The sequence below is a fragment of the Pseudomonas sp. J380 genome (assembly GCF_009827115.1).
In the GTDB taxonomy this organism is placed as follows: domain Bacteria; phylum Pseudomonadota; class Gammaproteobacteria; order Pseudomonadales; family Pseudomonadaceae; genus Aquipseudomonas; species Aquipseudomonas paracarnis.
The window spans coordinates 3,517,737-3,542,135 of sequence record NZ_CP043060.1 but is presented as its reverse complement, the minus strand read 5'-3'; the positions used below and the strand labels follow the sequence as shown (position 1 = coordinate 3,542,135).

The window sequence follows — 24,399 nt, the reverse complement described above, 5'->3', positions numbered from 1 at the left end:
AGCATTCGCGCACCAAGGTGCAACCAACCCTCTGGGTGGGTTCATCGGCTGGCGGCTTTCCTGGGGAAACGCCAGTCATAAATGCGCGGCATGCAGGTTCGTCTATCCGGTTATCCACGGGTGGCCGTCCCCATGACCGTCGCTACATAAAAACAAAGCCAGGGCGTCACTCCTATGAGCGTTAGTAATCCAACCCTGATCACGTTCGTGATCTACATCGCAGCAATGGTGCTGATCGGCCTGATGGCCTATCGCTCCACCAACAACCTTTCCGATTACATCCTGGGCGGTCGCAGCCTCGGTAGCGTGGTGACAGCCTTGTCCGCCGGTGCTTCCGACATGAGCGGCTGGCTGTTGATGGGCTTGCCGGGCGCGATCTACATGTCCGGTCTGTCGGAAAGCTGGATTGCCATCGGCCTGATCGTCGGTGCCTACCTCAACTGGTTGTTCGTGGCCGGCCGCCTGCGCGTGCAGACCGAACACAACGGCGACGCCCTGACCCTGCCGGATTACTTCTCCAGCCGCTTCGAAGATAAAAGCGGCCTGCTGCGGATCATCTCCGCCGTGGTGATCCTGGTGTTCTTCACCATCTACTGCGCCTCCGGCATCGTCGCCGGCGCCCGCCTGTTCGAAAGCACCTTCGGCATGTCCTACGAGACCGCGCTGTGGGCCGGTGCTGCAGCGACTATTGCCTACACCTTCATCGGTGGTTTCCTGGCAGTCAGCTGGACCGACACCGTACAAGCCACGCTGATGATCTTCGCGCTGATCCTCACGCCGATTATCGTGCTGCTGGCCACCGGCGGCGTAGACACCACCTTCCTGGCCATTGAGGCCAAGGACCCGACCAGCTTCGACATGCTGAAAAACACCACCTTCATCGGCGTTATCTCGTTGATGGGCTGGGGCCTGGGCTACTTCGGCCAGCCGCACATCCTCGCGCGTTTCATGGCGGCGGACTCGGTTAAGTCGATCGCCAAGGCGCGTCGCATCTCCATGACCTGGATGATCCTGTGCTTGGGCGGCACCGTGGCGGTGGGCTTCTTCGGTATCGCTTACTTCTCGGCGCACCCGGAAGTGGCGGGCCCGGTGACTGAAAACCCAGAGCGTGTGTTTATCGAGCTGGCCAAAATCCTGTTCAACCCATGGGTTGCCGGTGTGTTGCTGTCGGCCATTCTGGCGGCTGTGATGAGCACCCTGAGCTGCCAACTGCTGGTGTGCTCCAGCGCCCTGACGGAAGACTTCTACAAGGCGTTCCTGCGCAAAGGCGCTTCCCAGCTTGAGCTGGTATGGGTCGGTCGCATCATGGTGCTGGTAGTGGCCTTGATCGCCATCGCCATGGCCGCCAACCCGGAAAACCGCGTACTGGGCCTGGTCAGCTACGCCTGGGCCGGTTTCGGTGCAGCCTTCGGCCCCGTGGTACTGATCTCGGTCATCTGGAAACACATGACCCGCAACGGCGCCCTGGCCGGCATCCTGGTCGGCGCGATCACCGTGATCGTGTGGAAGCACTTCGAATTGCTGGGCCTGTACGAAATCATCCCAGGCTTCATCTTCGCCAGCCTGGCGATCTACTTCGTGAGCAAGATGGGCGCACCGACGGTGGGCATGGTCGAGCGTTTTGATGCTGCGGAAAAAGATTACAACTTGAACAAGTAATTCGCTGGGCGTTTAACGCCTGCTGAACGAACAAGAAAGGCCCACGTCCGAAGGACACTGGGCCTTTTTTTGTGTGGGCTGATTGGTGCAATTGCCGTCGATGCTCGTGGGTTCCAGCGGTGCTCACGTAGGACCTTACTTATTTGCCGAGGCAGCGCTCGGCAAGGCGAACGGCTGGTGCAGAATCGACCGCCCACCCTTCGCAGAGAAACACCGGATGTTCGCTCCTGCCAACCAACCTGCATTTACCCTGGCCCTGGATGGGGCGCCGAGTGATTTCGAGGTGTTCGCGTTCGACGGCACCGAGGCCATCAGCCAGCCCTATCGTTTTGAACTTGAGCTGGTCAGCGAGCAGCCGGATATCGACCTGGAGGGCTTGCTGCATCGCCAGGTGTACTTGGGCTTCGACGATCAGGGGCATGGCGTTCACGGCCTGGTGTATCGGGTTGCCCAGGGCGACTCGGGCCGGCGCCTGACGCGTTACCAGCTCAGCCTTGCGCCGCATCTGGCGTACCTGGCACACAGCAGCCACCAGCGCATTTTTCAGCATAAGACGGTGCCGCAGATTGTTGCTCAGGTGCTGGCAGGGCAGGGGATTCACAGTGATCGCTTTGAGTTCCGGTTGAGCGGTGATTACCCGGAGCGTGAATATTGCGTGCAGTTCGGCGAGAGCGACCTGGCGTTCATCCAGCGCCTGTGTGCCGAGCTGGGTATTCACTATCACTTCCAGCATTCCCCCGCAGGGCATCTGCTGGTGTTTGGCGATGACCAGACCGTATTTGCCCAGGCAGATCAGCCCACGCCGTACCGGCCTGGTTCGGGAATGGTCGCCGCTAACCCTGCGATCAAGCGCTTCACCTTGCAATTGGCGACCTGCACCACGGCGTTGAATCTTCGCGATTACGACTTTCGCAAACCCCATGTCGAGCTGGAAAGCGCAGCCGTCGACAAGTCATTGCCCAAGCTTGAAGCGCAGCACTACCCCGGCAAGTTTTCCGACCGAGCCCAAGGCAGATGCCTCGCCCAGCGTGGCCTGGAGCGGTACCGCAGCGACTATCGTAGTGCCCATGGCCAGGGCGATGAGCCGGCGTTGGCCAGTGGCCGGTTTCTGCAGTTGCGTGAGCACCCCCGTGAGGACTGGAACGACCTGTGGCTGGTGACGCAGGTGCGCCATGAAGGCAAGCAGCCTCAGGTGCTGGAGGAAGCGGTCACCGAGGAGGACGGAGGGGAACTGCGCCAAGGGTATCGCAACGCATTTGTCGCCGCGCCATGGGATGCGGTGTTTCGTCCGCCCTTGCCGGAGCAGCCGCGCCCGACGGTATCGGGATATCAAAGTGCAGTGGTCACCGGCCCGGTTGACAGTGAGGTTCACTGTGACGAATACGGCCGGGTCAAGGTGCAACTGGCCTGGGATCGTGTCGGCGAGCACAACGACCATTCCAGTTGCTGGCTGCGGGTCGCCAGTGGCTGGGCCCATGACCGTTATGGCGTGGTGCTGATACCCCGGGTTGGCATGGAAGTGCTGGTGGGGTTCGTCAATGGCGACATGGATATGCCGCTGGTGGTGGGGTGCCTGCCCAACGCCGCCACGCCTGTGCCCCTCGACCTGCCCGCGGACAAGACCCGTAGTCTCTGGCGTAGCCAGAGCAGCCCTGGCGGTGGTGGCTACAACGAACTGCGTATCGAGGACCGCAAGGGTGCCGAGGAAATCTACCTGCGCGCCCAGCGGGACTGGACCCAGCATGTGTTGCACGACCAACAGGTACAGGTCGATAACCAGCGTCGCGTGCAGGTGGGCGGCGAGTCGCGCCATGAGTTGCAGGGCCAGGAGCAGCGCATCACCCACGGCAACCGTTTGACCGAGCTCAAGCAGGATGACCATCTGGTGGTTGGCGGTTCGCAGCACATGCGTGCCGGGCAAATCATTGCGCTGGGGGCCGGGCAAAGCATCATCATTGATGCGGGTGCCAGCGTGACGATCCAGGCGGGCGGGCAGTCGATCACATTGTCAGCGGGCGGGATTTTCAGCAGTGTGCCGATCCAGCTCGGCAGCGCGCCTGCCCCGACGCCGGCGCCGTTAATGCCTGGGTTGAAAGAGGCTGTATTGGCAGCGGTTCCCGCGCCGTTAAGCCGTGCACAAGTGTTCAGCCTCAAACGCAGCGCGCCGTTCTGCGAAGAATGCGAGCGCTGCAAGAACGGCCAATGCGACATCGACGCCCATACACGGAGTGCGTCCTGATGCCCGCGCTCTTGACGCCCAATGCCTGGCTGGCGCAATACCCGTTGCAGCCTGATGAACAGCTGTACGCCGTGCTGGGCAATGCCAGCGACGCCAAGCCGCTCGCCGCCTGGCAAGCCACGGCCGCTGCAAAGATGCCGCGACCGATCTGGGCGGGCACGGCCTACGCTGACTGGGATGAGGTCATGCCCTACGTTGGCGTCGTTGAGCCGAGCAGTGCCTTTCTCGATTGGATAGCCACCACCCAAGCGTCGGATTGGGGCTGGCTGGCGGTCTCGTCCAGCCCGCTGGAGGTGGTGATCGCGCATTTTAAGGGTTTGACCCAGGTGTACCTCTCTGAAAACCAGCCGGTGTTTTTGCGTTTCTGGGATGGCGCGCACCTTTTGCCGATGTTGCAGTCATTAGGCGACGAGGCCGGGCGCGTGTTGCCAGTGTTCCAGCGCTACTTGATCAACGGCCAGCCGCTGTCGGTGGCGGCCAAACCAGTCACTGCGGCCCCAGCCAGCCCCTGGTGGCAGGTGCCGGAATCGTTGCTCAAGCATATGGCGCAGCAGTCACCGCAGGTGCTGGTCGACAACCTGCTGCAATGGCTCCAAGAGCAGCGTCCTGACCTCTATACCGCGTTTACGCCAGCAACCTTGCAGCATAAAGTCGCCTACTTCGCACGCAGGCCGCAAATCAGCCATGGTGCACTGGCTGATTACCTTGCCTCGCAGCTCAGTTGAGCCCCTGGCGATAGCGTCACTTCCGTGCCGCCCGCCATGCGGCCCTGCACCTTTGCACCGGTAGAAGGTAAACTTCGCCCCCTGCGCAGGAGCAACCATGAATTATCGTCACGCCTTTCACGCCGGCAACCATGCCGATGTCTTCAAACACCTGACCTTGACCCGCCTCATCGCCCTGATGTCGCGCAAGGAACAGCCGTTCGCCTACCTCGACACTCACGCAGGCATTGGCTTGTATGACTTGCAGGGCGACCAGGCCAACCGCACCGGTGAGTACCTGGAAGGCATCGCCCGCCTGTGGGGCGCAAGCGACCTGCCGCCGCTGACCGCCGACTACATGCGCGTGTTGCACGAGATGAACCCGGATGGCCAGTTACGCTACTACCCGGGCTCGCCGGAACTGGCGCGCCGCCTCACGCGGCCCCAGGACCGTGTGTTGCTCAACGAGAAGCACCCTGAAGATGGCGTGCTGCTCAAGGACAACATGAAGGGTGATCGCCGCGTCAAAGTGCACCTGGGCGAAGGCTGGCACGTGCCACGGGCCTTGCTGCCAGTGCCGGAAAAGCGCGCGCTGATGCTGATCGACCCGCCGTTTGAAAAACTCGACGAAATGCAGCGTTGCGCCGCGTCCCTCAAGGAGGCTGTTAGCCGTATGCGCCAGACGGTGGCGGCGATCTGGTACCCGGTGAAAGACCAGCGCATGTTGCGCCGTTTCTACCAGGACCTGGCCGGTACCGGTGCACCGAAGCTGCTGCGTGTGGAGTTGCTGGTGCATCCGCTGGACACGCCCAATACCCTCACCGGCTCGGGCCTGGCGATTGCCAACCCGCCGTGGGGCCTGGAAGAGGAATTGCGTGAGTTGCTGCCATGGTTGTCCAGGCAACTGGGCCAGACCCAGGGTGGCTGGCAGATGGATTGGCTGATCGCCGAGTAACCGATCGTTCCCGCGCTCCGCGTGGTAACGCAGCCTGTGACGCTCCGCGTCACGATGTTAAAAGCGGACGCGGAGCGTCCAGTACGGCATTCCCACGCGGAGCGTGGGAATGATCATGGCACAAGGGTCAGATCGGGCAGGTCACGCCTGTGCCGCCGATCCCGCAGTAACCCTGGGGGTTCTTCGCCAGGTACTGCTGGTGATACGCCTCGGCGAAGTACACCGTCGGGGCCTCTTCGATTTCCGTGGTGATCTCACCCAGGCCGGCCTTGCTCAGCTCTTGCTGATAAGCATCAGCACTGGCTTTGGCCGCCGCCAATTGCTCCGGCGTGGTGGCGTAGATCACCGAGCGGTACTGGCTGCCGATGTCGTTGCCCTGGCGCATGCCCTGGGTCGGGTTGTGCAGTTCCCAGAACATCTTCAGCAGGTCTTCGTATTTCACCTTGGCCTGGTCATACACCACCAGCACCACTTCGCTGTGGCCGGTCAGGCCCGAGCAGACTTCTTCGTAAGTCGGGTTAGGCGTGAAGCCGCCGGCGTAGCCGACCACGGTGCTGACCACGCCGTCGCGCTGCCAGAACTTGCGTTCTGCGCCCCAGAAGCAGCCCAGGCCGAAGATCGCAAAGCCGACGTCATCCAGGAACGGGCCCAGCAGTGGGTTGCCGTTGACGAAGTGCGTTTCCGGTAACTTCATCGGGGTTTCACGACCAGGCAACGCTTGTTCTTGAGTAGGCAGCACGTTTTTGTTCACCAGAATTTCCGAGCGCAAGACCATGATCAGTCCTCTCGTCAGGTTGAGTAACAGTAAATTGTCAGACAGCCAGTGTGCCCGAGTGTTACAGCGCTGTCAGGCGATTGGCCCGCGCGGGTAGCGTTTAAGCCTCTGCATCAGCTCGGCACCCGGGATCGGGCGGTCGAACAGGTAGCCCTGGCCCACGTCGCAACGGTGCCGGCGCAGGAACGCCAACTGCTCAGCGGTTTCGATGCCTTCGGCCACGACCTTGAGTTTGAGGTTGTGGGCCATGGCGATCACCGCCGAGGTGATTTCCATGTCGTCCTGGTTGTCCGGGATTTCATGGATAAAGCTGCGATCAATCTTAATGATGTCGATGGGGAATTTTTTCAAGTAGCTCAGCGACGAGTAACCGGTACCGAAGTCGTCCATCGCCAGGGTCAGGCCGAAGCTCTTGAGCTGGTCCAGTTGCAGGCGCGTATCTTCAGTGGCTTCCAGCAGCAAGCCTTCGGTCAGCTCCAGCTCCAGCAGGTTGGCCGGCAGCTGTTCCTCCTTGAGGATGGTGGCAATCGAGGCCACCAGGTCCGGGTCGGAAAATTGCTTGGGCGACAGGTTGATGGCCACCTGCAAGTTGCCCAGGCCTGCGGCCGTCAATTGCCGGCTCATGCGGCAGGCCTGGCGCGCGATCCATTTGCCGATGGGGATAATCAGCCCGGTTTCTTCAGCCACGCTGATGAACTGGTCGGGGCGGATCATGCCTTTTTCCGGGTGGTTCCAGCGCAACAGTGCTTCCATGCCCAGCAGGCGACCGCTGCGCAGGCATAGCTTGGGCTGGTAGAACACGTCCAGCTCGTTCTGGGTCAGGGCACGACGCAGGTTGTTTTCCACGAACAGCTTGTAGCTGGCCTCGGCATTCAGCGCTTCGGTAAACACTTGCACCTGGTGCTTACCGTTGGCTTTGGCCTTGTGCAGGGCCAGGCCGGCGTTGCGCATCAGGGTCTGCGGGTCGCGGCCATGCAGCGGCGCGCAGGCCAGGCCCACGGAACCGGTTACGCTGATCAACTGGTTGTCGACGAACATCGGCTTGTCGAGGGTGGTCAGCAACTGGCTGGCCACCTGCTGGCCGGTCTCAAGGTCGGCATCGTCCAACAGCACCGCGAATTCGTTACTGGCAAAACGCGCCAGGCTGCCGCCGCTGCTCAAGCTGTTGCGCAGGCGGCGCGCCAGGCTGATCAGCAACTTGTCGCCAGTCTGGTGGCCGAGGCTGTCGTTGATGCGCTTGAAGTTGTCGATGTCCACCAACAGCAGGCTGATCGGGCTGTCGCTGTCGCGGGCAAAGCGCTCGTCGAGGTTGCGAATGAACGCGGGGCGATTGCCCAGGTTGGTCAGGTTGTCGGTGTAGGCCAGGCGTTCGATGCGCTGTTGCGCCAGCTTGGTCTGGGTGATGTCTTCGTAGATGCCGATGTAGTGGGTCAGCTCGCGGTTGTCGCCATACACCTTGGAAATCGACAGCTGGCCCCAGTACGGTTCCAGGTTCTTGCGGCGGCTCTTGAACTCGCCTTGCCAGCTGTTGCTTTTGGCCAGGGCCGAAGGCGCGTCGAACAGCAATTCGCTGAGGTTTTCCAGGGCGGGCAGTTGGGCCAGGCGATGGCCGTGGACTTCTTCGGCGCTGTATTGGGTAATCGCGGTGAAGCTGGGGTTGACGTACTCCACCACGCCGTCGCAATTGACCAGCAAAAACGCGTTGGCGCTTTGCTCCACGGCGCGCTGGAACAGGTGCAGGGCGCTGGTGGCAGTGCGGCGGTTGTGGTTGTTGATGACTTGGGCGAACTGGTCTGCCAGCTCGCCGGCGAACGCGATTTCATCGGACTGCCAGGCGCGTGGGCTGCCACCTTGCTCCAGGCACAGCACGCCGACGACCTGGCCGTCGACGCGGATGCTGGCGTCGAGCATCGCGTGGATGTCCTTGGCGCGCAGGCTTTCAGCCATTTCCCGGGTGCGTGGGTCGCGCAGGGCGTGGGTGGCGTCGATCGCGCGGCTGGAGTGCAGGGCTTCCAGGTAATCCGGGAAGCCGCTGGCATCGATGGCTTCAGGCAGATGGTGTTGTTGATCGGCGCGGTGATAGGCGGAGATCGGTACCAGATGATGGCCTTCGAGGTTCCAGATGCTGGCGCAGTCGATCTGGTAAATGTCGCAGGCGCTGCGCGTGATGAGTTCAGCGGCTTCTTGCAGGGAATTTGGCGTTGTGTAGCGTTGGCGCGCCAGCAGCAGGATCAGTTCTTGCTGGGCGCGCACTCGCTCCAGGTGTTGCAACTGCTCCTGCTGCGCTCGCTGGTTGAGCTCCAGGGCGATTTGCAGGCGGCTGTTCTGGTTTTCCAGGTCGACCGTCGGGGCGGGTGCGCTGGTCTCGCTGAACAGCCCCTCGACCACCATCAGGTAGCCGCGCACCAGGTGGCGGTTATGTTGTTTGTAGGCCTCGCCCATCTCCAGCACGCTCAGCGGGCCGTCATGGGTGTGCAGGTTGTAGCGCACCAGATAATGGGGGCTGTGGGCCAGTTGCTGCTGGATCGCATCGTGCAACTGGTAGCGCGCCTGGGGTTCCATCAGGCTGGCGTAGGGCGTGCCGATCAAGGCGCAGAGTTCAACCGCCGGCAGGCCGAACTGGCGTTCGCAGTTGGGATCGAGGTAGAGCAAGGCCCAGCTTGCCTCATTAAGCCGCTCGAAACGCAGCATACCGAGGCGCGAAGGCACCGGTAATTGCGTCACTACCTCGGCCGCCATACGGGCGACATCGGGTTGGCTTTTCATGGGGAAACTCGCTTGGGAAAATGCGCACTGCGCTGGGCTCACGCCCTCTTGACTGTCGACTGCGGCAAGGTTGCATCATGCAGGACGCAGTGACAAGAGAGGATGAAGGCTAAGTGCTATAAGCCTGTTATCGGCCGCGCGAGGGATTTCTGTAATTGGGGTGATCGGTGGTGCGTTGACGCAGGTAGGGTGCTTGCGTGTGGCGAGCAAGCTTGCTTGCGCTGGGCTGCGCAGCGGCCCCAAAATCTTGGGAGCGCTTCGCACTCCAGCGGGAGCAAGCTCCCTCGCCACAGCAAGCTCGCTCCTACAAAATACAGGCAAAAAAAGCCCCGCCAAGTGGCGGGGTTGAGGTACGAGCGTGGCGCTCGGAAATCGGTGCGGCAAGGGCCTTCCCCGTTAAGGGAAGGCCCTGCGGCTTACAGCAGGATGGTGCGGATATCGTTCAGCAGCTGGCTCAGGCGCTGGGTGAAGCGCGCAGCCGCAGCACCGTTGATCACACGGTGATCGTAGGACAGCGACAGTGGCAGCATCAGCTTGGGTTGGAACGCTTTACCGTCCCACACAGGCTGGATGGTGGCCTTGGACACACCCAGGATCGCCACTTCCGGCGCGTTGACGATTGGCGTGAAGCCAGTGCCGCCAATGTGGCCGAGGCTGGAGATGGTGAAGCAAGCGCCCTGCATGTCGTCCGGGGTGAGCTTCTTGTCGCGGGCCTTGGCAGCCAGCGCAGCCGCTTCGCCAGCGAGTTGCAGCAGGCTCTTCTGGTCGACATTCTTGATGACCGGTACCAGCAGGCCATCCGGGGTGTCGACCGCAAAGCCGATGTGCACGTACTTCTTGCGAATGATCGCCTTGCCGCTTGGCGCCAGCGAGCTGTTGAAGTCCGGCAGTTCCTTGAGCAGGTGTGCACAGGCCTTGAGCAGCAGTGGCAGCACGGTCAGCTTCACGCCGGCCTTCTCGGCCACGGCTTTCTGCGCAACGCGGAACGCTTCCAGGTCGGTGATATCGGCCTGGTCGAATTGGGTCACGTGCGGGATGTTCAACCAGCTGGCATGCAGGCCTGCCGCGCCGATTTGCATCAGGCGGGTCATCGGCACTTCTTCGATTTCGCCGAAGCGGCTGAAATCCACGGTACGGATCGGCGGAATGCCCGAACCACCGGTAGCGCCGCCGGCAGCCGGAGCTTCCTTGGCTTTTTGCATCATGGCTTTGACGTAAACCTGCACGTCTTCCTTCAGCACACGGCCGTGAGGGCCGCTGGCTGCAACAGCGCTCAGCTCGACGCCAAATTCACGGGCCAGCTGACGCACGGCTGGGCCGGCGTGAACCTTGGCACCGCTTGGCGCAGGCGCAGCAGCCGCAGGGGCTGGTGCAGCTTCGGCTTTTGCGGCCGGAGCAGGGGCAGCAGCGGCAGGTGCCGCTTCAGCCTTGGCAGCCGGAGCAGCAGCCGGTGCTGGTGCGGCGGCTGGCGCAGCACCTTGTACTTTAAGCTTGAGGATGAAGTCACCGGTGCCGACTTCGTCTTCCAGCTTGACCGCGATGCTTTCCACCACGCCGGCAGCCGGCGACGGGATTTCCATGGAAGCCTTGTCGGACTCCAGGGTGATCAGCGACTGGTCGGCTTCGACGGTGTCGCCGACCTTGACCAGCAGCTCGATGATCTTGGCCTTGCCCGACGAACCGATGTCCGGGACGTGAATGTCCTGGACGGTCGCGGCGGCCGGTGCAGCGGCCGGGGCTGGAGCAGCCTCGGCAGCGGCAGGCTTTTCAGCAGCAGGTGCAGGTGCAGCGGCGGCCGGAGCAGCGGCCGCAGGGGCTGCATCAGCAGCGCCTTCGATTTCCAGCTCCAGCAGTTCGTCGCCTTCCTTCAGACGGTCGCCCAGCTTCACTTTCAGGCTTTTGACCACGCCGGCCTTGGGAGCAGGGATTTCCATGCTCGCCTTGTCCGACTCGAGGGTCAGGATGCTCTGGTCGGCTTCGACGGTGTCGCCGACCTTCACAAACAGCTCGATTACTTCACCTTCACCGCTGCCGATGTCAGGTACGCGAATGAGTTCGCTCACAAAAAATCTCCTCAGCAGTCCAGTGGGTTGCGTTTTTCCGGGTTGATCCCGAACTTGACGATAGCGTCAGCCACCACCTTGGGTTCGATCTCACCACGGTCAGCCAAGGCTTCCAGGGCTGCCAACACCACGAAGTGACGGTCGACTTCGAAGAAGTGACGCAGCTTCTTGCGGCTGTCACTGCGGCCGAAACCATCGGTGCCCAAGACTTTGAATTCCTTGGACGGGACCCACTGGCGAATTTGTTCAGCAAACAGTTTCATGTAGTCGGTAGAGGCAATGACTGGACCCTTACGGCCGGCCAGGCACTCTTCGACGTAGCTCTTGGCTGGCTTCTGGCCAGGGTGCAGGCGGTTGCTGCGCTCCACGGCCAGGCCGTCGCGGCGCAGTTCGTTGAAGCTGGTAACGCTCCACACGTCGGCACCGACGTTGAACTCGTCGCGCAGGATCTTCGCCGCTTCACGCACTTCACGCAGGATGGTGCCGGAGCCCATCAGCTGTACGTGGTGCGCCGCTTCCTTGGTGTCTTCTTCGAGCAGGTACATGCCCTTGATGATGCCTTCTTCCACACCGGCCGGCATGGCTGGCTGCTGGTAGGACTCGTTCATCACGGTGATGTAGTAGAAAACGTCCTGCTGCTCTTCGGTCATCTTCTTCATGCCGTCCTGGATGATCACCGCCAGCTCATAGCCGTAGGTTGGATCAAAGGTGCGGCAGTTCGGGATGGTGGCAGCCAGGATGTGGCTGTGACCGTCTTCGTGTTGCAGGCCTTCGCCGTTCAGCGTGGTGCGGCCGGCGGTGCCGCCGATCAGGAAGCCACGGGTGCGGCTGTCGCCAGCGGCCCAAGCCAGGTCGCCGATACGCTGGAAGCCGAACATCGAGTAGAAGATGTAGAACGGCAGCATTGGCTGGTTGTGGCTGGAGTACGAAGTACCGGCAGCGATGAAGGAGCTCATGGCGCCCGCTTCGTTGATGCCTTCTTCGAGGATCTGGCCCTTCTTGTCTTCCTTGTAGAACATCACCTGGTCTTTATCGACTGGCTCGTAGAGCTGGCCGACGGAGGAGTAGATGCCCAACTGACGGAACATGCCTTCCATACCGAAGGTACGGGCTTCGTCCGGGATGATCGGGACGATGCGCGGGCCGATGTCCTTGTCCTTGACCAGCTGCGCCAGGATGCGCACGAAGGCCATGGTGGTGGAGATTTCACGGTCGCCCGAGCCGTCAAGGATAGCCTTGAGGGTGCTCAGGTCTGGCGTCGGTACGCTGAAGCTGTTGGCGCGGCGCTGTGGTACGAAACCGCCCAGTGCGCTGCGACGCTCGCTCAGGTAGCGGGCTTCGGCGCTGTTTGGCTCTGGCTTGAAGAACGGCAGGTTCTCCAGCTCTTCGTCCTTGACCGGGATGTCGAAGCGGTCGCGGAACAACTTCAGGCTGTCGACATCGACTTTCTTGGTGTTGTGCGCGGTGTTCTTCGCTTCGCCGGCACCGGTGCCATAACCCTTGATGGTCTTGGCCAGGATGACGGTGGGTTGTTCTTTGTGGTTGACCGCTTCGTGGTACGCCGCGTAGACCTTGTACGGGTCGTGGCCGCCACGGTTGAGCTTCCAGATTTCGTCGTCGGACAGGTCGGCAACCATGGCCTTGAGTTCAGGCGTGTTGAAAAAGTGCTCGCGAACGAACGCGCCGTCTTTGGCCTTGTAGTTCTGGTACTCGCCGTCGATGACTTCGTCCATGCGACGTTGCAGGATACCGTCGACGTCCTTGGCCAGCAGTGGGTCCCAGAAACGGCCCCAGATGACTTTGGTCACGTTCCACTGAGCACCGCGGAACACGCCTTCGAGTTCCTGGATGATCTTGCCATTGCCGCGAACCGGGCCGTCGAGGCGCTGCAGGTTGCAGTTGATGACGAAGATCAGGTTGTCGAGCTTCTCGCGGCCGGCCAGGGAGATGGCGCCCAGGGATTCCGGTTCGTCGCACTCGCCGTCGCCCAGGAAGCACCAGACTTTCTGCTTGCCTTCCGGGATGAACCCACGGGCTTCCAGGTACTTCATGAAGCGTGCCTGGTAGATCGCCTGGATCGGGCCAAGGCCCATGGAAACGGTCGGGAACTGCCAGAAGTCAGGCATCAGCCAAGGGTGAGGGTAGGACGACAGGCCCTGACCGTCGACTTCCTGGCGGAAGTTGTTCATTTGTTCTTCGCTGATGCGACCTTCCATGAACGCACGGGCGTAGACGCCTGGCGAGGTGTGGCCCTGGAAGTAGATCAGGTCGCCGCCGTGTTCGTCGGTCGGGGCCTGGAAGAAGTAGTTGAAGCCGATGTCATACAGGGTTGCGCTGGAAGCGAAGCTGGAGATGTGACCGCCCAGGTCCGAATCTTTCAAGTTCGTGCGCATTACCATCGCCATGGCGTTCCAACGTACCAGCGAGCGAATGCGGCGTTCCATGAACAGGTCGCCAGGCATGCGTGCTTCGTGGGTAACGGGGATGGTGTTGCGGTATGGCGTAGTGATGGCGTAAGGCAGTTGCGAGCCGCTGCGGGTCGCGAGTTCGCCCATACGGGTCATCAGGTAGTGAGCACGGTCTTCGCCTTCTTTGTCGAGAACCGATTCCAGGGCGTCCAGCCATTCCTGGGTTTCGACGGGATCGAGGTCTTGCATGGCTTGCTCCAGGGCGGAAAGGCTACCAGAATCGGTTGCCTGAAGTTTGCGACTGGCCTTGTGGGCAGACGACATAAATTCTTGGATGGCCGAAGGTTGCTTCGGCGTCCTGTAGTTTTACTACAAATCGTCGGCCATTTCAGCCTTTCGAATGTATATACGAGTAGTAAAACTACACAAGACTGAGCGTATGGCTCGGTCTTGCTGGTGAGCATAATCGTTATTGTTGGTCTATTGCGAACAAGAAAAGGTGAAACTTTGATATTGCCTGCCAAGATTAATTTAATTTCAGCTATTTCTAACCTTTGTTCGACAGTCCTTCACCGAGCATGGCTCTTGCCTTCACAACTACACGCCATTTACACGCCGATCAAGGATAGACCATGAGCCTTCCAACGCTGGCCGAACTGCCGGCCATTCTGTTGCCTTACGCCAACCGGGCCGAACAGTCATTTCGTGACGCGGTGGCCGCGCTGGATGACGATCATGGCCTTTCTGCGTGGGCGCCGCAACGGTGGGCCGACTTCGCCCGCGTGTGCGCCGCCAGTGATTTCGTCATTGAACAGAGTGTTCGTGACCCTTTGATGTTGCTGGAGCTGGTGGCCTGGGGCGAGCTGGACCGCGGTTTCGCGCCCGGCGAGCTATGCAGCCAGATAGCCGGTGCCGTGCAACAGGCCGAAACAGAAGATGAACTGGGCCGCGTGCTGCGCCGCCAACGCACGCGCCAGCAGGTGCGCATCATCTGGCGCGACCTCACACGCCAGGCCGACCTGGTGCAAACCTGTCGCGATCTGTCCGACATGGCCGACGCCTGCATCGACCAGGCCTATCAATGGCTGTACCAGCGCCACTGCGCCCAGTTCGGCACGCCGACCGGCGCACGCAGCGGCGAGGCACAGCACATGGTCATCCTCGGCATGGGCAAGCTCGGTGCAGTGGAGCTGAACCTGTCGTCGGATATCGACTTGATCTTCGCTTATCCCGAAGGTGGTGAAACGGTGGGCGTGAAGCGCGCCCTGGATAATCAGGAGTTCTTTATTCGCCTGGGTCAAAAACTGATCAAGGCCCTGGACCCGATGACCGTCGATGGTTTTGTCTTCCGCGTCGACATGCGCCTGCGCCCCTACGGTTCGGCCGGCGCCCTGGTGCTGAGCTTCAACGCGCTGGAGCAGTACTACCAGGACCAGGGTCGGGACTGGGAGCGCTACGCCATGATCAAGGCGCGGGTGGTGGCCGGCGACCAGGTGGCTGGCGCGCAACTGCTCGACATGCTGCGCCCGTTTGTCTTTCGCCGTTATCTGGACTTCTCGGCCATCGAAGCGCTGCGCACCATGAAGCAACTGATCCAGCAGGAAGTGCGGCGAAAGGGCATGGCCGACAATATCAAGCTGGGCGCGGGCGGCATTCGTGAGGTGGAATTTATCGCGCAGGCATTCCAACTGATCCATGGCGGCCGCGACCTCAGCCTGCAGCAACGCCCGCTGTTGAACGTGCTGGGCACGCTGGAAGGCCAGGGGTATTTGCCCGCGGCGGTGATCAGCGAGCTGCGCAGCGGTTACGAGTTCCTGCGCTACACCGAGCATGCGATCCAGGCGATTGCCGACCGCCAGACGCAAATGCTGCCGGACAGCCCCGAAGACCAGGCACGCATTGCCTTTATGTTGGGCTTCAGTGACTGGGGCGCGTTCCATGAGCGACTGATGTACTGGCGTGGCCGTGTGGATTGGCACTTTCGCCAGGTGATTGCCGACCCTGATGAAGAAGAGGGCGAAGAAAGCGAATTGGTGGTCGGTGGTGAATGGCTGCCGCTGTGGGAGGAGTCCCAGGATGACGACGCCGCGTGTCGCCAACTGAGTGAAGGCGGTTTCACCGATGCCCCCAAGGCCCTCAAGGCCTTGGCCAGCCTGCGCGCCAGCCCGCAGTTGCGCGCCATGCAGCGCCTGGGGCGCGAGCGCCTGGATGCGTTCATCCCGCGCCTGCTGGCCCAGGCCGTTGAACATGCCAACCCGGACCTGGTCCTGGAGCGCGTGTTGCCGCTGGTGGAAGCCGTTGCCCGGCGTTCGGCCTACCTGGTGTTGCTGACTGAGAACCCCGACGCCCTGCGTCGCCTGCTGACATTGTGCGCGGCCAGCCCGTGGATCGCCGAGCAGATCACCCGTTTTCCGCTGTTGCTGGACGAATTGCTCAACGAAGGCCGCTTGTTCAAGCCGCCGCTGGCGCCGGAGCTGGCCGCTGAGTTGCGCGAGCGCCTCACGCGCATTCCCGAAGATGACCTTGAGCAGCAAATGGAAGCCTTGCGCCATTTCAAACTGGCGCACCGCCTGCGGGTGGCCGCTTCCGAAATCGCCGGCAGCCTGCCGTTGATGAAGGTCAGCGACTACCTCACCTGGCTGGCCGAAGCGATTCTTGAACAAGTGCTGGCCCTGGCCTGGCGCCAGACGGTCGCCCGTCACGGCTCGCCGCAGCGACTGGACGGCACCCTGTGCGATCCTGGGTTCATCATTGTCGGTTATGGAAAAGTGGGCGGCATCGAACTGGGGCATGGTTCGGACCTGGACCTGGTGTTTATCCATGACGGCGACCCCCAGGCCGAGACGGACGGTGCCAAGCCGATCGATGGCGCGCAATTCTTCACACGCCTGGGCCAGCGCATCATTCACCTGCTGACCACCCAGACCAACTCCGGCCAGCTGTATGAAGTGGACATGCGCCTGCGACCTTCCGGCGCATCCGGCTTGTTGGTGAGTTCCCTGGGGGCGTTTGATCGGTATCAACAAAATGAAGCCTGGACCTGGGAGCATCAGGCCCTGATCCGCGCGCGGGTACTGGTGGGCAGCCAGGATGTGGGCCAGGCGTTCGAGCAGGTACGGGCTAACGTGTTGGGGCGTGAGCGGGACTTGGAGAAGCTGCGCCAGGAGGTCAGCGAGATGCGTGCCAAGATGCGTGACAACCTGGGCACCAAGGCCACGACGGCCGGCAGGGGCGCCAATGCCTTCGAGGCCACGGCGCTGTTCGACCTCAAGCAGGACGCCGGAGGTATCGTCGATATTGAATTTATGGTGCAATACGCGGCTTTGGCGTGGTCTGCGCAACATCCATCGTTGCTGCGCTACACCGACAATATCCGCATTCTGGAGGGCCTGGAGCAGGTCGGGCTCATGCCCGCCGCCGATGCCCATTTGCTGCGTGAAGTGTACAAGGCTTACCGCTCAGCCGCGCACCGCCAGGCTTTGCAGAACGAGGCCGGTACGGTAGCCGGGGACCAGTTCGCCGACGAGCGGCGACAGGTGATGCGAATCTGGCAGGCGCTGGGCTTAAATTGAAACTCGACTGATTGGCGTCGCCAATTTTTATATGGGATGCGGATTGATGTGGGAGCCGGGCTTGCCCGCGATGCAGGCGCCTCGGTTTATCAGGGATAGCGAGGTGATGCGATCGCAGGCAAGCCAGCTCCCACATAAAGATGCTCCCTGGCGCACCGCGATCTACAGTCATTATCGAGGCGGGGAGGCATAGGCCTCCCCGCATCGTTTGTGGAAACTACATGAATATTCTGATCGTTGGGCCCAGTTGGGTCGGTGACATGGTGATGGCACAGACACTGTTTCAGTGCCTGCGCCTGCGCTATCCAGACTGCCAGATCGACGTGCTCGCCCCTGAGTGGAGCCGGCCGATCCTTGAGCGCATGCCCGAGGTGCGCAAGGCCTTGAGCTTCCCGCTCGGCCACGGCGCCCTTGAGTTGGCGACCCGCCGACGCATCGGCAAGTCCATGGCCGGCCAGTACGACCAGGCGATCCTGCTGCCTAACTCGCTGAAGTCGGCGCTGGTGCCGTACTTTGCCGGTATCCCCAAGCGCACCGGCTGGCGCGGCGAGTTTCGCTATGTGCTGCTCAACGACGTGCGCACCCTGGATAAAGCCCGTTACCCGTTGATGATCGAACGCTTTATGGCTTTGGCCTACGAGCCGGGTGCTGAACTGCCCAAGCCGTACCCACGCCCCAGCTTGCAGATCGACCCGGTGACCCGCGACGCGGCGCTGGCCAAGTTCGGCCTCACCCTGGATCGGCCCGTATTGGCCTTGTGCCCTGGCGCCGAGTTTGGCGAGTCCAAGCGCTGGCCGTCGGAGCATTACGCCAAAGTCGCTGATACCAAGATCCGCGAAGGCTGGCAGGTGTGGTTGTTCGGTTCCAAGAACGATCATTCGGTGGGCGAAGACATTCGCCAGCGCCTTATACCCGGCCTGCGTGAAGAAGCGGTGAACCTCAGTGGCGACACGTCCCTGGCTGAGGCCATCGACCTGTTGTCGTGCGCCGACTCGGTGGTGTCCAACGATTCCGGCCTGATGCATGTGGCGGCGGCGCTGAACCGTCCGCTGGTGGCCGTGTACGGCTCCACATCCCCAGGCTTCACTCCGCCGTTGGCCGACAAGGTCGAAGTGGTGCGCCTGGGTCTGGATTGCAGTCCGTGTTTTGACCGCACCTGCCGCTTCGGCCACTACAACTGCCTGCGCCAGTTGCTGCCCCAGCCGGTAACCGATGCCTTGCAGCGTTTGCAGGGCGACGTGGTCGAGGTTCACTGAGTTGCGGGTTCTGGTAATCAAGACCTCATCCCTGGGCGACGTGATCCATGCCTTGCCGGCCCTCACTGATGCAGCACGGGCGATTCCCGGCATTCGGTTCGACTGGGTGGTGGAAGAAGGCTTTGCCGAAATCCCAACCTGGCACCCGGCGGTCGACAAGGTCATCCCGGTAGCGATTCGCCGCTGGCGCAAGAACCTCTGGCAAACCATCAAGAGCGGTGAATGGCGGCGGTTCAAGCAGGCGGTGCAGTCGACCAAATATGACCTGGTGATCGATGCCCAGGGCTTGCTCAAAAGCGCCTGGCTGACCCGCTATGTGCGGGCGCCCATCGCCGGCTTCGACAAAGATTCTGCGCGTGAACCCCTGGCTGCGCGCTTTTATTCGCGGCGCCTGGCCGTGGCCCGTGGGCAGCATGCGGTGGAGCGCTTGCGCCAGCTGTTCGCCGTGGCGCTGGGCTACGACCTGCCCCAACGCCTGGGCGACTACGGCCTGAGCGTTGAAAAGCTGCTTGGCCTGCCGCCGAAAAAACCGTTCGTATTGCTGCTGCACGGTACTACCTGGGACACCAAGCACTGGCCCGAAGCCTATTGGCGCGAGCTGGCCGAACGCATGGGCCGTTTGGGCGTCGATGTAAAGCTGCCGTGGGGCAACGCCGCCGAAAAGGCGCGGGCCGAACGCCTGGCCCTCGGCCTGCCCAACGCCGAAGTGTTGCCCAAGCTCAACCTGGCGGGCGTTGCCCGTGTCTTGGCGAGCGCCCGTGCCTGCGTGGCCGTCGACACCGGCCTTGGCCACTTGGCGGCGGCATTGGACGTGCCGACCATTTCCCTGTTCGGCCCCACCAACCCAGGCCTCACCGGTGCCTACGGCAAGGGCCAGATTCACTTGGCCAGCGACTGGCCGTGTGCGCCTTGCCTGCAAAAACAGTGCACTTATCAACCCACTGCCGACGACCTGCGGCGGTTCGACATCGCCCGCGAGTCGCCCCTGTGCTTCACGCGCTTGAACCCTGAGCGTGTCGCAAGCCGGCTGAGCACGTTGTTACTGGCCGAGGAGCAGCACTGATGCAACTGGCTTTTGTTCTGTACAAGTACTTTCCTTTCGGTGGCCTGCAGCGCGACTTCATGCGCATCGCCCTGGAATGCCAGCAGCGCGGCCACAGCATTCGGGTGTACACCCTGATCTGGGAAGGCGATATCCCGCCAGGCTTTGAGGTGCTGGTGGCGCCGGTCAAGGCCTTGGTCAACCACCGCCGCAACGAAAAGCTCTACGCCTGGATCCAGGCCGACCTGGCCAAGCGCCCAGTGGACCGCGTGGTGGGCTTCAACAAGATGCCGGGGTTGGACCTGTATTTTGCCGCCGACGGTGTGTTCGAGGACAAGGCCCAGACCCTGCGCAACCCGATGTATCGCTGGTTCGGGCGCTACAAGCACTTTGCCGAATACGAGCGCGCCGTGTTCGATAAAAACGCCAAGACGCAGATCATGGTGTTGTCCGAGCATCAGCAACAGCTGTTTACCCAGTATTACGGCACCCAGGCCGAGCGTTTTCACCTGTTGCCACCGGGTATTGCCCGCGACCGCCGCGCGCCGCCGAACGCTGCCGAGATCCGCGCCGAGTTCCGCGCTGAATTCGGCTTGGCCGAGGATGATCTGCTGTTGGTGCAGATCGGTTCGGGGTTCAAGACCAAGGGCGTCGACCGCAGCCTCAAGGCGCTGGCCGCTCTGCCTTCGCGCCTGAAGAAACGCACCCGGCTATTTGTAATTGGCCAGGACGACCCCAAAGTATTCCAATTGCAGAGCGCGGCGCTGGGCCTGGGCGACCAGGTGCAGTTCTTCAAGGGCCGCAATGATATTCCGCGTTTCCTGCTGGGGGCGGACCTGTTGATTCACCCTGCGTACAACGAGGCGGCCGGCATGGTGCTGGTCGAAGCGGTGGTCGCCGGCCTCCCGGTACTGGTGAGCCAGGTGTGCGGCTATGCGTTCTACATCGACAAGGCCCAGAGCGGCCGGGTGTTGGACGAGCCGTTCGAGCAAACCCAGCTCAACCAGTATCTGGTCGATATGCTCGACGACCCACAAGCGCGTGCGACCTGGAGTCGCAATGGTCTGGCCTTCGCCGAGACGGCCGACCTCTTTAGCATGCCGCAGTACGCTGCGGACCTGATTCTGGCGGAGCCAAACCGATGAAGTTGATTCTAGCCGAACCCTTCAAGACCCTGTGGGCCGGACGCGATGCGTTCGCCGAGGTCGAGAAGCTGGAAGGCCAGGTGTTCCGCGAGCTGGCCGCTCGCCGTACGTTGCGTACGGTGGTCGAGGGCCAGCCTTATTTTGTGAAGATCCACCGTGGGATCGGCTGGGGCGAAATCCTCAAGAACCTGGTTACTGCCAAATTACCGGTGTTGGGCGCGGGCCAGGAGTGGGTGGCGATCCAGCGCTTGCAGGCGCTTGGTGTACCGACCATGACCGCCGTGGCGTTCGGTGAAAAAGGCAGCAACCCGGCCGACCAGCACTCGTTCATCATCACCCAGGAACTGACCCCCATCATCAGCCTGGAAGACCTGACCCTCGACTGGGTCAAGCAACCGCCCGTGCCGGAGATCAAGCATGCCTTGACCCTTGAACTGGCGCGTACCGTGGGCGCGATGCACCGCGGTGGCGTCAACCACCGTGACTGCTACCTCTGCCATTTCCTGCTGCACACCGACCGGCCCATCAGTGTCGACAACCTCAAGCTGTCGGTGATCGACCTGCACCGTGCCCAGGTGCGTGTGACGATCCCCGTGCGCTGGCGCAACAAAGACTTGGCCGGCCTGTATTACTCCGCGTTGGAGATCGGCTTGACCCAGCGCGACAAGCTGCGTTTTATCAAGGCCTATTTCCAGCAGCCGCTGCGCCAGATCCTGGCGGAGCAAACCGCGCTGTTGTCTGCGCTGGAACGCATGGCAGCAAAGCTGTATGCGCGTAAACAACGATACGGGGATGCGATCTGATGGCGGGTTGGAATCTGGAACCTGCCTACGCCGCCCTGGCGGATGACTTTGGAAGCCTGGACGCGGTGTTCGCCTTGCAAGGCGAGCGGCTGACCCGCGACCCGTTGTCGGAAGTGATTCGGGTGGAGCGTGGCGGGGTCAATTATTACGTCAAGCGCTACGTAGGTGCCGGCAAGGGCCTGCGTCGTTACCTGGGTCGGCCGCGGGTGAAGTCCGAATGGCAGAACCTCAAGCGTTTCGCCAAGTGGGGCATCCCCACCGCCGACGTGGTGGCCTGGGGCCTGGACCGCAAGGGCCTGGCCTATAACCGTGGCGCCATGATCACCCGTGAACTGCCCAAGACCGAAGATCTGTCGGTGCTGGCCGAGCGTCACGATGAGCGCCTCAAAGACCCCCGGTGGGTCGATGGCATCAGCCGCCAGCTCGCCGAATACACGCGCACCATGCACGATCACCGCTTCACCCATAACGACTTGAAGTGGCGCAACCTGCTGGTGGACGACCAGCGCACCCTGTACCTGATCGACTGCCCCAACGGTGATTTCTGGCGCGGCTTCTGGCTCAAGTACCGCATCACCAAGGACTTGGCCTGCCTGGACAAAGTCGCCAAGTATCACTTGTCGGCCACCCAGCGCCTGCGTTTCTACCTGCAATATCGCCAGCGCGCGCACCTGACCGCGTCGGACAAACAGCGAATTCGCCATGTGGTGAAGTTTTTCGAGGGACGCGAATGAGTGACTTCCTGGCGGCTGAAGACCGCGCTCTGCTTGAGCGCAACGGCCTGGCGACCTTCGACGCCCTGTGGGCCAAGCAACTGGATGCGGTGGACGAGCCGAACACCAGCGGCGACGGTTGGAGCAGTGTGTATCGCCTGGAGCTTGAGGGGCAGGGCTACTACCTCAAACGCCAGAGCAACTACCTCACACGCACCTTGCACCGGCCGTTTGGCGAGCCGAGTTTTGCCCGCGAGTTTCGCAACATCAGCCTGTATCGAAAGCTCGGCATCCCGGCCCTGCAAGCGGCGTTCTTCGGTGAGCGCAAGGTCAAGGGCGAGCGCCGGGCGATGCTGCTCACCCGTGCGCTGGATGGCTGGAATGACCTGGATTCGTTGCTGGAGCAGTGGGCGCAATTGAGCGCAGCACAGCACAGTGCGATCCTGTTGGCCTGCGGCAAGCTGGCGCGTCATCTGCACAGCGTCGGGCAGGTGCATGGCTGTTTTTACCCCAAGCATATTTTCCTGCAGCCTGCCGGTGAGGGGTATGCCGCACAGTTGATCGACCTGGAGAAAACCCGCCCGCTGTTGTTTGGCTGGCGTGACCGGGTCAAGGACCTGGAACCTTTGCTGCGCCGCGCGCCGCAATGGTCGGATGCGCAGGTGCGCCAACTGCTGGCGGCGTACCTTGAGCAGCCCGAGGACGGTGCCCTGGTGTCCACTTGGCACCAGCGCCTGACCGCGCGCCGCAGCCACAAGGAGAACCGCTGATGCGTTTATCCGAGCTGAAATCGGCTGGGCGTACCCCCAGCCTGCCACTGACCCTTGACCTGGCGGATGCCGCCGGCCCTGGGCAATTGCAATTGCTGAGCCTGCTGCGGGTGTTGCCGGGGCAGCGCTACGTGGGTGCCGCCGTGTGGCGCGGTCGCCCGGTGTTGGCCAAGTTGTTGGTGGGCAGCAAGGCGGCGCGGCATTTTCAGCGTGAGCTCACGGGTGTGCGTCTGTTGGCTGAGCAAGGCCTGACCACGCCGTTGCTGCTGGCCGATGGCTTGCAGGACGGCGAGGGTGGTTGGCTGCTGTTTGAATTTATCGAGGGGGCCCAAAGCCTGTCCGACGCTTGGCTCGCCGTCGAAAACCTGCCGCCGTTGGCGGACGAACAAACCGCTGTGCTCGCCGAAGCGCTGGGCGCGATCGCCCAGATGCATGCCAAGGGCCTGTGGCAAGAAGACCTGCACCTGGACAACTTGTTGCGCAAGGATGGCAAGCTGTATCTGATCGATGGCGCCGGCATTCGTGTCGAAGAGGCGGGCAAGGCGCTGTCGCGCAATCGAGTGCTGGAGAACCTCGGTGTGTTCTTCGCCCAACTGCCGAAAAACCTCGAACCTTTTACCGAAGAGTTGCTGGTGTATTACTTGCTGGCCAACGGCGAACACGCCTTGCCAATGCAAGCCCTGGAAAAACAGGTGCGTAAAGTCAGCGCCTGGCGCTTGAGAGACTACCTGGACAAGACCGGCCGCGAATGCACGCTGTTCAGTGTGGTGCGCGGCGCTTTTGGCTTGCGTGCGATCCGCCGCGAAGAGGAAGCTGCGATGGTGCCGGTGCTTGAGCAAGCCGATGCGTTGCTCGACCAGGGTCACCTGTACAAGACCGGTGGCGCGGCGAGCGTGGCCAAGGTCGACGTGGCCGGCCGGCCGCTGGTGATCAAGCGCTACAACATCAAGGGTTTTGCCCATTGGCTCAAGCGCTTCTGGCGCCCGAGCCGCGCCTGGCACTCCTGGCGCGAAGGCAACCGCCTGGCCTTCCTGGGCTTCGCCACACCCAAGCCGCTGGCGGTGCTGGAGAAACGGTTCCTGTGGTTGCGCAGCCGCGCCTATCTGGTCACCGAATACCTGCCTGGGCCGGACATCATCGAGCGCTTTGCGCCGTATGTGGAGAGCGGCGAGGCGCCCGAGAGCGAGTTGCAGGCGCTGGACCAGCTGTTTGCCGACTTGATCCGCGAGCGCATCAGCCATGGGGATTTCAAGGGCCATAACCTGTTCTGGAATGACGGGCGCTGGGCGATGATTGACCTGGATGCGATGTGCCAGCACTCTTCCGCTGCCAGCTTTGCGCCGGCCTATGCCAAAGACCGTGCAAGGTTTATGCGTAACTGGCCGCAGGGCAGTGCGCTGTACCAGGTGATTGACCAGCGCTTGCCCAAAGAGGCGGGTGTCGGCAGTTAAACCTATCGCGGGCAAGCCCGCTCCCACACTTGATCTGTGAACGCGGTCAAAATGTGGGAGCGGGCTTGCCCGCGATGG

The 24,399-nt window shown here is 62.0% G+C and carries 16 protein-coding genes; 12 read left to right on the top strand and 4 right to left on the bottom strand.

Annotated features, from left to right (window positions below; translation table 11 throughout):
- Nucleotides 1-174 precede the first annotated feature (174 nt).
- The 4 genes from putP (at nucleotide 175) to FXO12_RS16040 (ending at nucleotide 5,557) form a co-directional block, all read left to right on the top strand.
- Nucleotides 175-1,659 carry a sodium/proline symporter PutP gene (gene putP, locus FXO12_RS16055; RefSeq protein WP_034125609.1) on the top strand — a complete coding sequence of 495 codons (1,485 nt, stop codon included), beginning with the start codon at nucleotides 175-177 and terminating at the stop codon, nucleotides 1,657-1,659.
- Between the two features lie 217 nt (nucleotides 1,660-1,876).
- Complete coding sequence (locus FXO12_RS16050; RefSeq protein ID WP_057975418.1) at nucleotides 1,877-3,898, top strand: type VI secretion system tip protein VgrG; 2,022 nt, start codon at nucleotides 1,877-1,879, stop codon at nucleotides 3,896-3,898.
- On the top strand, nucleotides 3,898-4,623 hold the full coding sequence (locus tag FXO12_RS16045; protein WP_057975419.1) for a DUF4123 domain-containing protein: 726 nt from the start codon (nucleotides 3,898-3,900) through the stop codon (nucleotides 4,621-4,623). Before FXO12_RS16050 ends, FXO12_RS16045 begins: the two co-directional genes overlap by 1 nt.
- A 97-nt stretch (nucleotides 4,624-4,720) precedes the next feature.
- Nucleotides 4,721-5,557 carry a 23S rRNA (adenine(2030)-N(6))-methyltransferase RlmJ gene (locus FXO12_RS16040; RefSeq protein ID WP_057975420.1) on the top strand — a complete coding sequence of 279 codons (837 nt, stop codon included), beginning with the start codon at nucleotides 4,721-4,723 and terminating at the stop codon, nucleotides 5,555-5,557.
- 127 nt (nucleotides 5,558-5,684) lie between these two features.
- On the opposite strand, the gene msrA is transcribed toward FXO12_RS16040, so the two are convergent.
- From msrA to aceE, 4 genes are all read right to left on the bottom strand, one after another.
- A complete protein-coding gene (msrA, locus tag FXO12_RS16035; protein WP_057975421.1) occupies nucleotides 5,685-6,332 on the bottom strand; it encodes a peptide-methionine (S)-S-oxide reductase MsrA in 648 nt (215 codons plus the stop codon).
- Nucleotides 6,333-6,404: 72 nt separating this feature from the next.
- A complete protein-coding gene (locus tag FXO12_RS16030; RefSeq protein ID WP_034125612.1) occupies nucleotides 6,405-9,098 on the bottom strand; it encodes a bifunctional diguanylate cyclase/phosphodiesterase in 2,694 nt (897 codons plus the stop codon).
- 416 nt (nucleotides 9,099-9,514) lie between these two features.
- On the bottom strand, nucleotides 9,515-11,161 hold the full coding sequence (gene aceF, locus FXO12_RS16025) for a dihydrolipoyllysine-residue acetyltransferase (RefSeq protein ID WP_054918893.1): 1,647 nt from the start codon (nucleotides 11,159-11,161) through the stop codon (nucleotides 9,515-9,517).
- Nucleotides 11,162-11,172: 11 nt separating this feature from the next.
- Complete coding sequence (gene aceE, locus FXO12_RS16020) at nucleotides 11,173-13,818, bottom strand: pyruvate dehydrogenase (acetyl-transferring), homodimeric type (RefSeq protein ID WP_003187985.1); 2,646 nt, start codon at nucleotides 13,816-13,818, stop codon at nucleotides 11,173-11,175.
- 383 nt (nucleotides 13,819-14,201) lie between these two features.
- On the opposite strand from aceE, the gene glnE reads away from it, so the two are divergent.
- From glnE to FXO12_RS15980, 8 genes are all read left to right on the top strand, one after another.
- The gene (gene glnE / locus FXO12_RS16015) at nucleotides 14,202-17,141 is read left to right on the top strand and encodes a bifunctional [glutamate--ammonia ligase]-adenylyl-L-tyrosine phosphorylase/[glutamate--ammonia-ligase] adenylyltransferase (protein WP_057975422.1); all 2,940 of its coding nucleotides are present in this window, start codon (nucleotides 14,202-14,204) and stop codon (nucleotides 17,139-17,141) included.
- 221 nt (nucleotides 17,142-17,362) lie between these two features.
- Complete coding sequence (gene waaF / locus FXO12_RS16010; RefSeq protein ID WP_054918888.1) at nucleotides 17,363-18,397, top strand: lipopolysaccharide heptosyltransferase II; 1,035 nt, start codon at nucleotides 17,363-17,365, stop codon at nucleotides 18,395-18,397.
- A 1-nt stretch (nucleotide 18,398) separates the two neighbouring features.
- On the top strand, nucleotides 18,399-19,460 hold the full coding sequence (waaC, locus tag FXO12_RS16005; RefSeq protein ID WP_054896238.1) for a lipopolysaccharide heptosyltransferase I: 1,062 nt from the start codon (nucleotides 18,399-18,401) through the stop codon (nucleotides 19,458-19,460).
- A complete protein-coding gene (locus tag FXO12_RS16000) occupies nucleotides 19,460-20,584 on the top strand; it encodes a glycosyltransferase family 4 protein (RefSeq protein ID WP_014716627.1) in 1,125 nt (374 codons plus the stop codon). Before waaC ends, FXO12_RS16000 begins: the two co-directional genes overlap by 1 nt.
- Complete coding sequence (rfaP, locus tag FXO12_RS15995; RefSeq protein ID WP_160049713.1) at nucleotides 20,581-21,387, top strand: lipopolysaccharide core heptose(I) kinase RfaP; 807 nt, start codon at nucleotides 20,581-20,583, stop codon at nucleotides 21,385-21,387. Before FXO12_RS16000 ends, rfaP begins: the two co-directional genes overlap by 4 nt.
- Nucleotides 21,387-22,121: a lipopolysaccharide kinase InaA family protein gene (locus FXO12_RS15990; RefSeq protein ID WP_003187993.1), complete on the top strand. Its 735-nt coding sequence runs from the start codon at nucleotides 21,387-21,389 to the stop codon at nucleotides 22,119-22,121. Before rfaP ends, FXO12_RS15990 begins: the two co-directional genes overlap by 1 nt.
- Nucleotides 22,118-22,870 carry a lipopolysaccharide kinase InaA family protein gene (locus FXO12_RS15985; RefSeq protein WP_034125618.1) on the top strand — a complete coding sequence of 251 codons (753 nt, stop codon included), beginning with the start codon at nucleotides 22,118-22,120 and terminating at the stop codon, nucleotides 22,868-22,870. The genes FXO12_RS15990 and FXO12_RS15985 overlap by 4 nt, the downstream gene beginning before the upstream one ends.
- On the top strand, nucleotides 22,870-24,321 hold the full coding sequence (locus FXO12_RS15980) for a lipopolysaccharide kinase InaA family protein (RefSeq protein ID WP_057975424.1): 1,452 nt from the start codon (nucleotides 22,870-22,872) through the stop codon (nucleotides 24,319-24,321). The genes FXO12_RS15985 and FXO12_RS15980 overlap by 1 nt, the downstream gene beginning before the upstream one ends.
- The last annotated feature ends 78 nt before the right edge of the window (nucleotides 24,322-24,399 follow it).

Bases quoted from the DNA above. Each gene is read 5' to 3' on its own strand.
- FXO12_RS16000 (WP_014716627.1), top strand. From the start codon at position 19,460: ATGCAACTGGCTTTTGTTCTGTACAAGTACTTTCCTTTCGGTGGCCTG.
- FXO12_RS16045 (WP_057975419.1), top strand. From the start codon at position 3,898: ATGCCCGCGCTCTTGACGCCCAATGCCTGGCTGGCGCAATACCCGTTG.
- aceE (WP_003187985.1), bottom strand. From the start codon at position 13,818: ATGCAAGACCTCGATCCCGTCGAAACCCAGGAATGGCTGGACGCCCTG.
- glnE (WP_057975422.1), top strand. From the start codon at position 14,202: ATGAGCCTTCCAACGCTGGCCGAACTGCCGGCCATTCTGTTGCCTTAC.
- FXO12_RS16050 (WP_057975418.1), top strand. From the start codon at position 1,877: ATGTTCGCTCCTGCCAACCAACCTGCATTTACCCTGGCCCTGGATGGG.
- FXO12_RS15990 (WP_003187993.1), top strand. From the start codon at position 21,387: ATGGCGGGTTGGAATCTGGAACCTGCCTACGCCGCCCTGGCGGATGAC.
- FXO12_RS15985 (WP_034125618.1), top strand. From the start codon at position 22,118: ATGAGTGACTTCCTGGCGGCTGAAGACCGCGCTCTGCTTGAGCGCAAC.
- rfaP (WP_160049713.1), top strand. From the start codon at position 20,581: ATGAAGTTGATTCTAGCCGAACCCTTCAAGACCCTGTGGGCCGGACGC.
- msrA (WP_057975421.1), bottom strand. From the start codon at position 6,332: ATGGTCTTGCGCTCGGAAATTCTGGTGAACAAAAACGTGCTGCCTACT.
- FXO12_RS16040 (WP_057975420.1), top strand. From the start codon at position 4,721: ATGAATTATCGTCACGCCTTTCACGCCGGCAACCATGCCGATGTCTTC.
- putP (WP_034125609.1), top strand. From the start codon at position 175: ATGAGCGTTAGTAATCCAACCCTGATCACGTTCGTGATCTACATCGCA.
- FXO12_RS15980 (WP_057975424.1), top strand. From the start codon at position 22,870: ATGCGTTTATCCGAGCTGAAATCGGCTGGGCGTACCCCCAGCCTGCCA.
- FXO12_RS16030 (WP_034125612.1), bottom strand. From the start codon at position 9,098: ATGAAAAGCCAACCCGATGTCGCCCGTATGGCGGCCGAGGTAGTGACG.
- waaF (WP_054918888.1), top strand. From the start codon at position 17,363: ATGAATATTCTGATCGTTGGGCCCAGTTGGGTCGGTGACATGGTGATG.